This window comes from Aeromonas sp. FDAARGOS 1407 (genome assembly GCF_019048725.1).
Taxonomy (GTDB): domain Bacteria; phylum Pseudomonadota; class Gammaproteobacteria; order Enterobacterales; family Aeromonadaceae; genus Aeromonas; species Aeromonas enteropelogenes.
Genome location: NZ_CP077399.1, coordinates 1,837,821 through 1,852,569, shown reverse-complemented (window position 1 = coordinate 1,852,569; position 14,749 = coordinate 1,837,821). Strand labels below are relative to the sequence as shown.

Sequence of the window (14,749 nt, the reverse complement as noted above, 5' to 3'; positions counted from 1 at the left end):
TCCGATAGCCTCGTTAACCAAAGTTCGGCACTATGTTCGCTTTTTGGATATTGGTGAAAGCCAACACTTCGTCCTTACCATCTACCGTCAGGGTGATCATGTCGCCCTGTACGGCTTTGATTACGCCTTTGAACTTGCGGCGGTTGTTTGTTGCCATCCGAAGCGTTACCGCCGCCTCTTGGCCAACGTATTTTTCGAACTGGGCAACCTTGAACAGCGGGCGATCCAGACCCGGGGAAGATACCTCGAGGTAATACTCCTCGGTGATGGGATCTTCGACATCCATGATGGCGCCAACCTGATGGCTGACCTCAGCACAGTTCTCGACGGTCACGCCCTGCTCGCCATCAATGTAGACGCGCAGGGTGGAGTGTTTACCCGCACGGATAAACTCGATACCCCAAAGTTCAAAGCCCAAGGCAACGACCGGCGCCTCGAGCATATCGGTCAAACGTTGTTCCAACGTAGCCAAAGTCACCCTCCGAAAAACAAAAAAAGGGCATAAAGCCCAGATAGAGATCCGTTCAGAGTAAATTGCACATAACAAAAAGCCCCGATATCAAATCGGGGCTTGGCGCTTTACCCTGATTGTCGCCTCGCAGCGACCGCCTTCCTGAGCGTAGGAAATGCGTGAAATTTGGTTGCGGGGGCCGGATTTGAACCGACGACCTTCGGGTTATGAGCCCGACGAGCTACCATGCTGCTCCACCCCGCGTCCGAAATCGTGCGAGATTATAGCCACATCATTCCGACGAAACAAGACTGACTGGCTATAACACACCCGGTCACCCGGGCTTACTGCTTAATTGGTGCCGTGGGCGGGACTCGAACCCGCACACCCTAGAGCACTACCCCCTCAAGATAGCGTGTCTACCAATTCCACCACCACGGCAAAACTCTTACTCGGGAACGTCAGTATCTTTCTTCACTGGCGCTTTATTCTGCTCAACCTGTTGGGTCTGTTGCAGATTTTCCCATTCACTACCCTGTTTTACCTTGTGAGTGGACATGGATCCAAGCACTAGGCTAATTACGAAGAACAGAGTAGCCAAAATCGCTGTTGTTCGGGTCAGGAAGTTGCCTGAACCACTGGAGCCAAACACTGTGTTTGATGCCCCTGCGCCGAAGGAGGCGCCCATGTCAGCCCCTTTACCTTGCTGAATCATCACCAGACCAATCAAAGCCAGTGACACCAGCAGATAAACGACCAAAAGAATCTCGTACATTTAACTTGCACCCTTTGCCGCTTCAACAATTCCTAAAAACGCATCGCTATCGAGACTTGCACCACCGATAAGACCACCGTCTACATCGTGCTGGGCAAACAAATCTCTCGCATTGGCCGGTGTCACGCTCCCACCATAGATGATTCTAACTTTCTCACCTATTACCGGAGTATCCTCCGCCAAGCGACCACGTATAAAGGAATGAACCTCTTGTGCCTGCTCGGGTGTGGCGCATTTACCTGTACCTACAGCCCAAATCGGCTCGTAGGCGATGATAGCATTATCGAAAGCCATCGCGCCATTTTTCTCTATGACGATGTCCAGCTCTTCCGCGATGACCTCAAAGGTTCTTCTCGCCTGCCTTGCTGCACCCGACTCACCCAAACAGAGGATTGGAACAAGCCCTGCCGCTCTGGCAGCCGCAAATTTCTCTGCGACGATAAAACTGGTTTCTCCAAAGAGACGCCTGCGCTCGGAGTGCCCTACCAGTACGTAGCGACATCCTGCCTCAACCAGCATCTGACACGAAACTTCTCCCGTGTAAGCGCCTGCTGTGTGCTGACTCACATTCTGAGCCCCCAACTTTATCGCCATCTGCTCACCGAGCAGTGATGCGGCAAAGTCGAGATGCACATGGGACGGACAGAAAACAACATCTACATCATCACCAACACCCTTCAGGCATTGACTTGTAAACTGCTCTAACTGCGACCTACTACCGTGCAACTTCCAGTTGGCTGCTACAAACGGCTTGCGATGTCCCATCGACAACTCCCTTGCGAAAGCGGGGCTGATAATATCCAGAGGATTGTCAGCTGACAAGTGCTATTTTCAATTTTTTGAATCGATTGAACAAGATACAACCAAGGCGGCTAAAAAGCCGCCCTGAATGCTCATTAAAGCGCCGATTCAACCTGCTTGGCAATACGCTGTGCCATGTCATGAACCTGCTGTTCATGCTCACCTTCCACCATCACTCGGATCAAGGGTTCGGTGCCGGATTTGCGCAGCAGCACGCGGCCACGACCGGCCAGCTCCTGCTCCACCTTTGCCACCTCCTGCTTGACCGCATCGGCAGAGAGCGGATCCTTGCCCTCGGCAAAGCGAACATTCACCAGCACCTGCGGGAACTTGTTCATCCCTGAGCGCAACTTCGCCAACGGCATCTCGGCGCTGCGCATGGCGGTAAGCACCTGCAGGGCGGCGACAATGCCATCCCCGGTGGTGGTCTGATCCAGGCAGATGATGTGACCGGAATTTTCGCCACCGATCCGCCAACCCTTCTCTTCCATCATCTCGAGAACGTAACGGTCACCCACTTTGGCACGGGCAAACGGGATGCCCAGCGTCTGCAACGCCAGCTCCAGTCCCATGTTGGCCATCAGGGTTCCGACGACACCGCCCTTGAGACGGCCATTGCGCAGTGCATCGCGCGCGATGATATAGAGAATTTCATCACCGTCGATAAGATAGCCGGTATGGTCAACCATGATCAGACGGTCACCATCCCCATCAAATGCCACCCCGAGGTCGGCCTTGCACTCCAGCACCTTGGCGACCAGCGCCTCAGGGGCGGTAGAGCCGACACCATCGTTAATATTGAGACCATCCGGTGCACAACCCATGGTGATCACATCGGCCCCCAGCTCGCGGAACACGGAGGGTGCGATGTGGTAGGTGGCACCGTGGCCGCAATCAACCACCATTTTCAGCCCTTCCAGGTTCATATGAGAGGGGAAGGTGCTCTTGCAAAACTCGATATAACGGCCAGCGGCATCATCGATGCGAACAGCCTTGCCCAGCTCGGCAGAGTCAACGCACTTGAGCTCATGATCCAGCTCGGCCTCGATGGCCATCTCGACCTCGTCGGGCAACTTGGTGCCATCGGCAGAGAAGAACTTGATGCCATTGTCATAGAAGGGATTGTGTGAGGCACTGATGACGATACCGGCTTCAGCGCGGAAGGTTCGGGTCAGATAGGCCACAGCCGGCGTGGGCATGGGGCCCATCAAAATGGCCTTGAGGCCTGCGGCGGAGAGGCCTGCCTCCAGAGCCGACTCCAGCATGTAGCCTGAGATGCGGGTATCCTTGCCGATCAGCACCTTGCGGGTACCCTTCTTGGAGAGCACCTTGCCCGCGGCCCAGCCCAGCTTCATCACGAAATCCGGGGTAATGGGGTATTCACCCACCTTGCCGCGTACACCGTCGGTACCGAAATACTTTCTTGCCATTGTCTGTTCTCTTTATTATTTGGAAATAAAATCTTGTCCCGTCATTGCCTGCCAGCCGACCCGCAATGCATCCATGGTTTCCCGCACATCGTGCACCCGAATGATCCTGGCGCCTTGCTGCATGCCGATCAGAGCGCAGGCAAGGCTGCCGGCAAGGCGCTCATCCACTGGACGGGCGAGCAGGTTGCCTATCATAGACTTTCTCGACATGCCGACCAAGAGCGGCAAACCATACTCAAGTAACCCCCTCTGCTCAGCCAATAGTTGATAGTTATGCGCCAGCGTCTTGCCAAAGCCGTAACCCGGATCCAGCAGCAGCTTCTCGCGCCCAATCCCGGCAGCCTCGCAGGCGGCGATCCGCTCGTCGAAAAAGGCTTTCACCTCCTCCAGCAGATCATCGTAATGAGGCTCGACCTGCATGGTTCTCGGTTGCCCCTGCATGTGCATCAGGCACACAGGCACGTCAGCTTCTGCGGCGGCAAGCAGCGCCCCCGGCTCTTGCAGCGCACGAACGTCATTGATGAGATGGGCGCCAGCCTTGCAGCCTTCGCGCATCACTGCAGCCTTGGAGGTATCAAGCGAGATCATCACATTGCACTCGCGTACCAATCGCTCGACGATGGGGATAACCCTATCCAGCTCTTCCTGTTCGCTTACATCAGGAGCGCCGGGTCGGGTCGACTCACCACCGATATCGATCAGGGTCGCGCCGTCGGCCACCATCTGGCGAGCGTGGGTCATCGCGCGCTCAAGCTGGGTGAAATTGCCACCATCGGAGAAGGAATCCGGCGTCACATTGAGGATCCCCATGACATGAGGACGATCGAGGGAGAGGCTGAGCCCCTTGCTGATTAACTGCATCTTCATTTCCGTCTGGATAAAGAAAAACCCCGGGCAAGCCCGGGGTTTGAAGAGTCACGATTATTTAGCCGGGAGATCGTTGGCCTTGTCGATATCGACATCCGCCACCGGTTCCGTCGCGGCTGCAGCCGGTTTGGGCTCAGCAGCAACAGTCGAACCACCCTGCGGTGTATCACCGTGCTCATCATGCCAGTTGCTGGGGGCACGGACTTCGCGACGGGCCATCAGATCGTCGATCTGCTTGGCGTCGATAGTTTCGTACTTCATCAGCGCATCTTTCATGCTGTGCAACACGTCCATGTTGTCCAGCAGGATCTGCTTGGCACGGTCGTAGTTGCGATCGATCACCTGCTTTACTTCGGCATCGATGATACGGGCCGTATCGTCGGACATATGCTTGGCCTTGGCCATGCTGCGACCGAGGAATACTTCACCATCTTCTTCCGCATAGAGCATGGGACCGAGACGCTCGGACATACCCCACTGGGTCACCATCTTGCGGGCGATATCGGTGGCTCGCTCGATGTCGTTGGAGGCACCAGTCGATACCTTCTCTGCACCGTAAATCAGCTCTTCTGCCAGACGACCACCGTACAAACTGGAGATCATGGACTCCAGATGCTGCTTGGAGTGGCTCCAGCGATCCTGCTCCGGCAGATACATGGTCACACCCAGCGCTCTGCCACGGGGGATGATGGAGACCTTGTACACTGGGTCATGATCCGGGACCAGACGCCCGATGATGGCGTGACCCGCTTCGTGATAGGCGGTCATCTCCTTCTCGGACTCTTTCATCACCATGGAGCGACGTTCCGCCCCCATCATGATCTTGTCCTTCGCCTTCTCGAACTCGGCCATGGAGACCACGCGGCGGCTCTCGCGAGCGGAGAACAGGGCCGCTTCGTTGACCAAGTTGGCCAAATCGGCACCGGAGAAACCGGGTGTACCACGGGCAATGAGGGCTGCGTTGACGTCATCGGCCAACGGCACCTTGCGCATGTGTACTTTCAGGATCTGTTCACGACCACGGACATCCGGCAGACCGACCACCACCTGGCGATCGAAACGACCCGGACGCAACAAGGCCGGATCCAGCACATCAGGACGGTTGGTGGCGGCGATGACTATGATGCCTTCATTGCCTTCGAAACCATCCATTTCGACCAGCATCTGGTTCAGGGTCTGCTCACGTTCGTCGTGACCACCACCCAGACCGGCGCCACGCTGGCGGCCAACAGCATCGATCTCATCGATAAAGATGATGCAGGGAGAGGATTTCTTGGCCTGCTCGAACATGTCACGCACCCGGGAGGCGCCCACACCCACGAACATCTCGACGAAATCGGAACCGGAAATGGTAAAGAACGGCACCTTGGCTTCACCGGCAATGGCCTTGGCCAGCAAAGTCTTACCGGTACCGGGAGGACCTACCAGCAGTACGCCAGTCGGAATCTTGCCGCCCAGTTTCTGGAATTTGCTCGGGTCGCGCAGGTAGTCGACCAGCTCCTTGACCTCTTCCTTGGCTTCATCGCAACCGGCGACGTCCGCGAAGGTGGTCTTGATCTGATCTTCGCTCATCAGGCGAGCCTTGCTCTTGCCAAACGACATGGCACCTTTGCCACCGCCGCCCTGCATCTGACGCATGAAGAAGACCCAGACACCGATCAGCAGCAGCATCGGGAACCAGGAGATGAAGATGGAGGTCAGCAGAGACGGCTCTTCCGGCTTCTCGCCCATGACTTTTACGTTATGGTTGAGCATGTCGTTGAGCAGCTGGGGATCCGGCGCAGGAATGATGGTGGTGAAACGTTCACCAGTCCGTTTGACGCCGTTAATGACCTTGCCGTCCATCCGAACTTCACGGATCTGCTCTTGGGTCACCTCTTTAACGAAGCTGGAATAGTCCAGCTGGCGACTGGTGGTATCGCTGGGGCTGAAGCTATTGAACACCGACATCAACACGACGGCGATGACCAGCCACAGGATTAAGTTTTTCGCCATGTCACTCAAATCAGTAACCTCGCAGACTGACAGTTAACGATGAAGGTTAGGGTACTACAGTTTAAAACCGGTAGCCACAATGTAGACTTCCCGTGATCTGGCTCGGGATGAGTCTGGTTTGCGAATTTTGACAGTTGTGAAAAGTTGACGTATTTCATTGAGATAGGCGTCGAAACCCTCCCCTTGGAACACCTTCACCACAAAACTGCCATCGCTGCGCAATACCTGGTTGCACATGTCCAGTGCCAACTCGACCAGATACATGGCCCGGGCCTGATCCACCTGCTGGGTACCGCTCATATTGGGTGCCATATCAGACATCACGACATCTACCTTGTCGGGACCCACTCGCTCCAGCAAAGCGCCAAGCACAGTTTCCTCCCGAAAGTCCCCTTGCAGGAAATCGACACCGGCAATGGGATCCATAGGCAAAATGTCACAGGCGATGACACGACCCGACTCACCCACCTGTTCAACCGCGAACTGGGACCAGCCACCCGGAGCCGCCCCCAAATCCACCACTGTCATGCCATTCCTGAGCAAACGGTCTTTGCCCTGGATCTCGTCAATCTTGAAAACGGCACGGGAACGCAGCCCCATCTTCTGGGCTTTTTTGACGTATTGATCGTCGAAATGTTCTTTTAACCAGCGAGTTGAACTGGCGGAACGTTTTTTCTGGGTCATGATAATCGACTTTAAAAAACCACAAGGGTTATTAGTATTAAGGGCTAAGTGGGGGTAGAATACGCCCCTTTCAACCCTGACTTATGAAGAAATTGCGATGATTCTCAACAATAAACAGAAACAGTACCTCAAGGGCCTTGCCCACAGCCTCAAGCCTGTCGTCCTGCTGGGTCAACATGGTCTGACCGAAGGCGTACTGGCCGAGATCGATCTGGCACTGAACCATCACGAGCTGATCAAGGTTAAGGTTGCCTCTGAAGATCGCGAGATGAAACAACTGGTTATGGATGCTATCGTCCGTGAAACCGGTGCAATCAAGGTGCAGAGCATGGGTCATGTGCTGACCATCTACCGTCAGGCCAACGAACCCAAAATCCAGCTGCCCCGCAAGTAACAGGAAAGAGCATCGCTCTTTCCTTATTTCATTTCCTTCCCGAGTCGCTTGCAAAGGTAGTCGCCAAGCCCTTAACCTGCGATGAATAGTCGTGGAGAGAGCCGCTATGGAACACCACCAGATTCTCACCGAAGATGAACTGGCCATGTTGCGGGACCTGGGAAACGATCAGGAAAACACCGCCGGACAATCTCTGAGCGGTTACCTCGCAACTCCTCTGGTTGGACTGCTGCAACGCGCCGATCGGCTCGTACTTGAAGCCCGCTTCGCAGGACATCAGCTTCGTTTTCCCCTGCGCTTCACCCAGGGGGATGACGGCTTTATCGAGCCACGCATTGCCGCTCCTGTCATCAAGGAACTCGGCTACCCACACCAACGAACCTGGCGTCTCGATGAGAAAGCCCGTTTCAGGGTGGCAGGAACCGACTATCAGGTGCACAGCCTGTCACTGGACGGTCTGGTAGTGGAAGGCTTGCCCTCAAACCTGATCAAGGGCTCCACTCTCAACGGCACCCTCTATATTCACGAACTGGCCCCACTCCCCCTTTGCGCCGAGCTGATCAGGCATATTCACCAGCAAAACGGCCTTCAGGGTTGGGCGCTACATTTCCAGATGGCCAAACCTGATCTGGAGCGTCTACGCAACTGGATTTTCCAGCGCCACCAAGATGCCTTCACCGAAGCCTATCGAACTGGGTAAAGACAAACAGGGGAGCCTATGCCCCCCTGTTTCGGCACCTTGCCATCCTGTTAGATGTAGGCGACTTCCAGGATTTCGTATTCCACATCGCCAGCCGGCGTCTTGACGATGGCGACATCATCCACTTCCTTGCCAATCAGGGCTCTGGCAATGGGGGAATTGACGGAGATGAGGTTTTGCTTGATGTCAGCCTCATCGTCACCCACGATGCGGTAGAACACTTCTTCCTCGGTCTCGCTTTTGAGCAGGGTAACGGTAGCGCCAAAAATCACCCGACCATTGTTGGTCATCTTGGTGACATCGATCACCTGGGCATTGGAGAGCTTGCCTTCGATCTCCTGGATACGTCCTTCGCAGAACCCCTGCTGCTCACGGGCGGCATGGTATTCGGCATTTTCCTTCAGATCGCCGTGCTCACGGGCATCGGCAATCGCTTCGATAATCTGGGGACGAAGCTCGGTCTTGAGATATTCGAGCTCTTCGCGCAGCTTTTCAGCGCCGCGAACAGTCATCGGAGTATGATTCATAGTCGAAACCTGGGTTGCTTGAAAAAAGAGACTGCGACCAAGCATCAGCCGGTCGCAGCAATCGGTTCGGATGGGGCATCTTAATATGAAGCCGGCACAAAATCCATGTCAGTGCCCCGACACAGATCCCACTTGCACACTTGTTTATGGCCGAGATCACTGTGCTTTCGGCACGGATATCGGCTCGGAAATCGTCGGTTTGCCCTGCATGATGGAGATCTCCACCCGTCGATTCATCCGACGGTTTTCGGCCGTCGTATTGGGCACCAGCGGCTGGGTATCGGCCATTCCCTGCACCACCAAACGACTCTGATCGAAACCGGGCACCTTGATCATCTGATGGGCTACCGCCACCGCACGCTGAGTGGACAAATCCCAATTGGAGCTGAACAGCTCGTTCTCGGTCGCTACGTTGTCGGTATGACCCGAGATGGTGATCTCCCCGGGAACATCCTTCAGCAGAGCGGCAACCTTGCGGATGACCGGCCAGAACTGGGGTTGCAAGAATGCAGAGCCGGCTGGGAAAGAGGCCTTCTCGCGGATCCGGATGATGATCTGCTGCCCCAAAGCCTCAATTTCGATGGCGCCATCCTGGATCTGATCCTTGAGCTGCTCGGCCAGTGCTTTAGCCAGGTTGTTGGACTGCTGCTGGGCCTGCTGCGCCGTTTGCGACGTCTGGGGGGTATCTCCCCCGGTCTGCTTGCCATCGCTTTTATCCTGGCCGCCCGCCTGTTCCGCCTCACCCGGCAGAAACTCCAGTTCGGTCTGGGTCATGTCGATGGTCTGCTGCATGATGGTATCGATCGGGGTCGGTTCGGGACGACCGGGTCTGAACTCCTGGGCGATGACGGACGTCCCCTTGGGAATGTCCTTCACTTCCAGAATGTTCTGCACCCCGAATGCGTTCTTCATGGAGCCTGCAATCTGCTTGAACTTGAGCACGTCCATCTCGGCAAACGACAGCAGCAACACGAAGAAACACATCAACAACGACATCAGGTCAGCGAAAGTCCCCATGTAGCCGGGCAGCCCTGGTGGCGGACATTTGCATTTAGACATTATGCCCCCTACTCGGTGCCATCATTGCGTTTGGACTGGTTCAGGTAGTTCTGCAGCATCGACTGGATCACCCGCGGGTTCTGACCATCCTGGATCCCCATGATGGCGTCGAGGATCAAGGCACGGCTCAAGCTCTCCTCGCCGCTACGCAGCTCCAGCTTGTCAGCGATGGGGATGGCGATCATGTTCGCTTCGATGGCCCCGTACAGGGTGGTCAGCAAGGCGACCGCCATGGCCGGGCCGATGGATTTGGGGTCGCTCATATTCGACAACATGGCCACCAGACCGACCAGAGTACCGATCATGCCCATGGCCGGACCGAGATCCCCCAGGGTGCGAAACACCTTGATGGCACTGGAGTGGCGCTCCGCCGTGAGATCGATGTCTTTTTCCAGCACCGAACGCACCACATCGGCATCGTGACCATCCACCAGCATGTCGATCCCCTTCTTCATGAAGGGACTGGGGATCTCGGCTGCCTCCAGTGCCAGAAAGCCCCCCTTGCGGGCGGCATCAGCCAGTTCAACCGCCTTGGCAATCAGGTCTTCCAGCTTGTCGCCCTTGTACATGAAGGCTTTGCCCGCCACCTTGAAAGCCATCAGGAACTGGCCAAGGTTGAACTTCATCATGGCGATAAAGATGGAGCCCAAGACGGTGATCATGACAGAGGGGACATCCACATACATGCTGACCGGACCACCCAGCAGCATGCCGTAGACGACCACCCCGAATCCCAGCACTACCCCTATCAGACTACCTAGATCCACAATCCCTACTCCTGTCACCGGTGCTTGTTGCTATTTATAGTTTGTTGAATTTTCTGCTATTGCGCCCCAGGCGGCAAGCACACATCCGCTCGGAATGATGTCTCATTATCGACCAATTGTCGGAGAGTTTGAGCCATGGGTGTTTTTCTGCCTCCCCCATGGGGGCGGTCGATGTTAATATAAGCCGTTTTTTTCAATCCCCGAGGATGGACATGGCCAGTAAAAAAATCGACCGTCTGAGTTTTGATGCCACTCTGGAAGAGCTGGAAACCATCGTTCATCAGCTGGAACAAGGTTCCTTACCGCTGGAAGAGGCACTCAAGCAGTTCGAACAGGGCATTCATCTGGTTCGCGCCGGTCAGCAGAAGCTGGAACAGGCCGAACAGAAGATCCAGATCCTGCTGAGCCAGGCCGATGGCAGTGAACAACTCGCCCCCTTCCAGCCAGAACAAGGAGAGGAGTGAGTGGCGCTGGACCAATTTTCCCGTCTGCATCGTCAACGTATCGACGACTGTTTGTCAGCACAACTTGAATCCTTGCCCGCCATGGCCCCGCGCCTGCGCGATGCCATGAAGTATGGCTTGCTGCTCGGTGGCAAGCGGGTACGCCCCTTCCTGGTCTACGCAGTTGGCGAAATGCTGGGAGTAAAAAGCGAACTGCTGGACGGCCCGGCCGCCGCGGTCGAGTGCATCCACGCCTACTCCCTGCTGCACGACGACCTGCCCGCCATGGACAATGACGATCTGCGTCGCGGCCAACCGACCGTGCACAAGGCTTTCGATGAAGGCACCGCCATTCTGGCCGGTGACGCCCTGCAGACCCTGGCCTTCTCCATCCTGGCCGATCACCCCCTGCCCGGCGAATTGATGGCCAACCGAGTGCGGATGCTGAGCGCCCTCGCCCGCGCCTCGGGATATTTAGGGATGTGTGGTGGTCAAGCCCTCGATCTGCAGGCCGAAGGACGTCAAATCAGCCTGGCCGAACTGGAGCAGATCCATCGCCACAAGACCGGCGCCCTCATCGAGTGCGCCGTCATGCTGGGGGCCCTGTGCAAGGCCGACGTGGATGAAGCGACCCTGGCCGCGCTACAGACCTATGCCGCCGCCATTGGCCTCGCTTTCCAGGTGCAGGATGACATCCTCGACATTACGAGCGATACCGCCACCCTGGGCAAGCCGCAAGGCTCCGATCTGGCGCAAGAGAAGAGCACTTATCCTGCGCTGCTCGGACTCGACAATGCCCGTGAACTGGCTCGCGAACTCCATGGTAAAGCCTTAACAGCATTGCAATCTTTACCCTACAATACCGACATTCTGGAAGCGTTTGCCGATTACATCATCGAGCGAACCCACTAAACGCTGGATAACAGTAACAATATGAGCGTTGATATTAGCAATTTCCCCAACCTGGCCCTCGCGGATACCCCGATAGAGCTGCGTTCTCTGCCCAAGGATCGGCTGCCTGCACTGTGCAACGAGCTGCGCGAGTATCTGCTGCGCTCGGTGAGCCGCTCCAGCGGCCACTTTGCCTCTGGTCTGGGCACGGTCGAGCTGACGGTTGCCCTGCATTACGTCTACAACACCCCGTTCGATCGCCTGATCTGGGATGTGGGCCACCAGGCCTATCCCCACAAGATCCTGACCGGACGTCGCGACCAGATCCACACCATTCGCCAGAAGGATGGTCTGCACCCCTTCCCCTGGCGGGGCGAGAGCGAATACGACGTCCTCAGCGTTGGCCACTCCAGCACTTCCATCGGTGCGGCGCTCGGCATGGCGGTCGCGGCCGAGAGTGAAGGATTGGGGCGCAAGGTGGTAGCGGTGATCGGCGATGGTGCCATCACGGCCGGGATGGCGTTCGAGGCGCTCAATCACGCCGGTGACGTCCACAAGGACATGCTGGTGATCCTCAACGACAACGAGATGTCCATCTCCGAGAACGTCGGGGCACTGAACAATCACCTGGCCCGGGTCATGTCCGGCAAGCTCTACACCACTATCCGCGAAGGCGGCAAGAAGGTGCTGGCGGGTCTGCCGCCGGTCAAGGAGCTGGCCAAACGGGCCGAGGAGCATCTCAAGGGGATGGTGGTGCCGGGCACCCTGTTCGAGGAGTTCGGCTTCAACTATATCGGCCCCATCGACGGCCACGATATCGACGCCCTGGTCGAGACCCTGCGCAACATGCGCAATCTCAAGGGGCCCCAGCTGCTCCACATCAAGACCAAAAAGGGCAAGGGCTACGAGCCGGCGGAGAAAGATCCCATCGGCTATCACGCCGTCCCCAAATTCAATCCCGACGAGTGCACCCTGCCCAAGAGCGGCGGCGGCAAGCCCACCTTCTCCGCCATCTTCGGCCAGTGGCTGTGCGACATGGCGGCGAAAGACGAGAAGCTGGTCGGCATCACCCCCGCCATGCGCGAGGGCTCCGGACTGGTGAAATTCAGCCAGCAATACCCGGATCGCTACTTCGACGTGGCCATCGCCGAACAGCATGCGGTCACCTTCGCCGCCGGCCTCGCCATCGCCGACAAGAAGCCGGTGGTCGCCATCTATTCAAGCTTCCTGCAGCGCGCCTACGATCAGGTGATCCACGACGTGGCCCTGCAGGATCTTCCGGTGCTGTTCGCCATCGACCGGGCCGGTCTGGTGGGGGCCGATGGCCCGACCCATCAGGGGGCGTTTGATATCAGTTTCCTGCGCACCGTGCCCAACATGGTGATCATGACTCCGTCCGACGAGAACGAATGCCGCCAGATGCTCTACACCGGTTACCTGCATCAGGGGCCGGCGGCAGTGCGTTATCCCCGAGGTAGCAGCCTGAGCGATGCCCCCGTCTCGCAAGAGATGCAGGTACTCGAGCTTGGCAAGGGTCGCGTGTTGCGGGAAGGCAAGGGCACCGCCATCCTGGCATTTGGTACCCTGCTGCAGCACGCCATGGCCGCCGCCGAGGCGCTCGATGCCACCCTGGTGGACATGCGCTTCGTCAAGCCGATGGATGAGGCGCTGGTGCTCTCCCTGGCCGCAACTCACGATCACTTCGTCACCCTCGAGGACAACGCCATCATGGGTGGTGCCGGCTCGGCGGTGAACGAATTGCTGATGCGCAACAAGCAGTGCAAGCCGGTGCTCAACCTGGGTCTGCCGGATCGCTTCGTGGAACAAGGCACCCAGCAGGAGATCTACGCCCTGCTGGGACTGGATGACGCCGGTATCCAGGCCAGCATTGAGCGCTGGCTGCAAGCCTGACGAAATTCCCCGCGAGCAATAAAGAAGGGCGCCGATATGGCGCCCTTCTTGTCATTCATGGTCTGGAACCTGTTCACAAATCGTCGCAACCGCTCCGTGAACAGGGCACCGTCAACCTTTGTAGATTTTGGGGTTGAACACATCCCGCAGCCAGTCACCCAAAAGGTTGATGACCAGCACCAGCACCACCAGGCAGATGCCCGGGAAGGCGGTGATCCACCAGGAGCCGGAGAAGATGTAGTTGAAACCCACGCTGATAAGGGAGCCGAGGGACGGCTGATCCACCGGCATGCCGAGCCCGAGGAAAGAGAGCGCCGCCTCACTCATGATGGCGTTGGCCACCTGCACGGTGGAGATCACCAGAATGGGCGACAGGCAGTTTGGCAGTATGTGACGGAACATGATGCGCGGGGCGCGAAAGCCCATCACCTTGGCCGCTTCCACATACTCCTTCTTCTTCTCCGCCAGCACGGAGGCGCGCACGGTCCGGGCATATTGCGGCCATTCGGCAATGCCGATGATCACCACCAGCATCAGGATGGCGAACTTGGAGTAGAACTCAGAGCCAAAGGTCGCCTGGAAGATGGCGGAGATGATAATGGCCACCATCATGGTGGAAAACGACAGCTGGACGTCGGCAAAACGCATCAGCAGGTTGTCGATGCGACCACCGAAGTAACCGGCCAACAGGCCGATGACGATACCAAGCACCAGCTGCAGCGCTACCGCGAATAGACCTATAGTCAGCGAGATGCGAGCGCCATAGAGGATGGTGCTCCAGATGTCGCGGCCCTGGTTGTCGGTACCGAGCCAGAAGCGCTCTTCGCCCCCTTCCAGCCAGGAGGGCGGCAATTCGGCATCCATCAGATCGAAGCTGGTCTGGTCATAGACGTTGTGCGGTGCAATCCAGGGCGCCAGCAGCGCCGCCAGCACAAACACCACGAAGACCGCAAAGCTGAACATGGCTACCTTGTCCCGCAGGAAGTAGTAGACGATGTCGGAGTTCTTGAAGCGCGCCCAGCGGCTCGGGCTCGCAGTTACTGCATTGCTCATG

General features: G+C 57.1%; 16 protein-coding genes and 2 tRNA genes. 5 read left to right on the top strand and 13 right to left on the bottom strand.

Going from position 1 to position 14,749, the window contains the following annotated elements:
• Nucleotides 1-13 precede the first annotated feature (13 nt).
• From rimP to rlmE, 9 genes are all read right to left on the bottom strand, one after another.
• Nucleotides 14-472 (bottom strand): ribosome maturation factor RimP, encoded by a 459-nt coding sequence (gene rimP / locus I6L37_RS08955; protein WP_026455733.1) that lies wholly within the window; start codon nucleotides 470-472, stop codon nucleotides 14-16.
• 166 nt (nucleotides 473-638) lie between these two features.
• Nucleotides 639-715: transfer RNA gene (locus I6L37_RS08950), tRNA-Met, on the bottom strand.
• A 92-nt stretch (nucleotides 716-807) separates the two neighbouring features.
• A tRNA-Leu gene (locus tag I6L37_RS08945) sits at nucleotides 808-892 on the bottom strand.
• Nucleotides 893-899: 7 nt separating this feature from the next.
• On the bottom strand, nucleotides 900-1,226 hold the full coding sequence (gene secG / locus I6L37_RS08940; protein WP_026455732.1) for a preprotein translocase subunit SecG: 327 nt from the start codon (nucleotides 1,224-1,226) through the stop codon (nucleotides 900-902).
• The gene (gene tpiA / locus I6L37_RS08935; RefSeq protein WP_124239035.1) at nucleotides 1,227-1,991 is read right to left on the bottom strand and encodes a triose-phosphate isomerase; all 765 of its coding nucleotides are present in this window, start codon (nucleotides 1,989-1,991) and stop codon (nucleotides 1,227-1,229) included.
• A 131-nt stretch (nucleotides 1,992-2,122) separates the two neighbouring features.
• Entirely contained in the window at nucleotides 2,123-3,457 is a 1,335-nt protein-coding gene (gene glmM, locus I6L37_RS08930) for a phosphoglucosamine mutase (protein WP_216993813.1), read from the bottom strand.
• Nucleotides 3,458-3,472: 15 nt separating this feature from the next.
• A complete protein-coding gene (gene folP / locus I6L37_RS08925; RefSeq protein WP_216993812.1) occupies nucleotides 3,473-4,318 on the bottom strand; it encodes a dihydropteroate synthase in 846 nt (281 codons plus the stop codon).
• Between the two features lie 60 nt (nucleotides 4,319-4,378).
• Nucleotides 4,379-6,328 (bottom strand): ATP-dependent zinc metalloprotease FtsH, encoded by a 1,950-nt coding sequence (ftsH, locus tag I6L37_RS08920; protein WP_026455728.1) that lies wholly within the window; start codon nucleotides 6,326-6,328, stop codon nucleotides 4,379-4,381.
• Between the two features lie 45 nt (nucleotides 6,329-6,373).
• Nucleotides 6,374-7,003 (bottom strand): 23S rRNA (uridine(2552)-2'-O)-methyltransferase RlmE, encoded by a 630-nt coding sequence (gene rlmE / locus I6L37_RS08915; protein WP_026455727.1) that lies wholly within the window; start codon nucleotides 7,001-7,003, stop codon nucleotides 6,374-6,376.
• 97 nt (nucleotides 7,004-7,100) lie between these two features.
• Here rlmE and yhbY point away from each other — a divergent pair, with 97 nt between their 5' ends.
• Nucleotides 7,101-7,397, top strand: coding sequence for a ribosome assembly RNA-binding protein YhbY (gene yhbY, locus I6L37_RS08910; protein ID WP_026455726.1), 297 nt, complete (start codon nucleotides 7,101-7,103; stop codon nucleotides 7,395-7,397).
• Between the two features lie 106 nt (nucleotides 7,398-7,503).
• On the top strand, nucleotides 7,504-8,097 hold the full coding sequence (locus I6L37_RS08905) for a hypothetical protein (RefSeq protein WP_026455725.1): 594 nt from the start codon (nucleotides 7,504-7,506) through the stop codon (nucleotides 8,095-8,097).
• A 50-nt stretch (nucleotides 8,098-8,147) separates the two neighbouring features.
• Here the strand turns inward: I6L37_RS08905 and greA are convergent, their stop codons facing one another.
• The 3 genes from greA to pomA all read right to left on the bottom strand — a co-directional run bounded on the left by greA (nucleotide 8,148) and on the right by pomA (nucleotide 10,450).
• Nucleotides 8,148-8,624 (bottom strand): transcription elongation factor GreA, encoded by a 477-nt coding sequence (gene greA, locus I6L37_RS08900; protein ID WP_216993811.1) that lies wholly within the window; start codon nucleotides 8,622-8,624, stop codon nucleotides 8,148-8,150.
• Nucleotides 8,625-8,780: 156 nt separating this feature from the next.
• Entirely contained in the window at nucleotides 8,781-9,683 is a 903-nt protein-coding gene (locus I6L37_RS08895) for a flagellar motor protein MotB (RefSeq protein WP_026455723.1), read from the bottom strand.
• 8 nt (nucleotides 9,684-9,691) lie between these two features.
• Nucleotides 9,692-10,450 (bottom strand): flagellar motor protein PomA, encoded by a 759-nt coding sequence (gene pomA / locus I6L37_RS08890; protein WP_026455722.1) that lies wholly within the window; start codon nucleotides 10,448-10,450, stop codon nucleotides 9,692-9,694.
• A 212-nt stretch (nucleotides 10,451-10,662) separates the two neighbouring features.
• Between pomA and xseB the strand changes: the two genes are divergently transcribed.
• From xseB to dxs, 3 genes are read left to right on the top strand one after another with little or no spacing between them, the layout of a single operon-like run.
• Complete coding sequence (gene xseB / locus I6L37_RS08885; RefSeq protein WP_042028110.1) at nucleotides 10,663-10,914, top strand: exodeoxyribonuclease VII small subunit; 252 nt, start codon at nucleotides 10,663-10,665, stop codon at nucleotides 10,912-10,914.
• Entirely contained in the window at nucleotides 10,915-11,805 is an 891-nt protein-coding gene (ispA, locus tag I6L37_RS08880; protein ID WP_124239041.1) for a (2E,6E)-farnesyl diphosphate synthase, read from the top strand.
• 21 nt (nucleotides 11,806-11,826) lie between these two features.
• Entirely contained in the window at nucleotides 11,827-13,695 is a 1,869-nt protein-coding gene (dxs, locus tag I6L37_RS08875) for a 1-deoxy-D-xylulose-5-phosphate synthase (protein ID WP_216993810.1), read from the top strand.
• Nucleotides 13,696-13,806: 111 nt separating this feature from the next.
• On the opposite strand, the gene I6L37_RS08870 is transcribed toward dxs, so the two are convergent.
• A complete protein-coding gene (locus tag I6L37_RS08870; protein WP_042028115.1) occupies nucleotides 13,807-14,748 on the bottom strand; it encodes an ABC transporter permease in 942 nt (313 codons plus the stop codon).
• Nucleotide 14,749 lies beyond the last annotated feature (1 nt).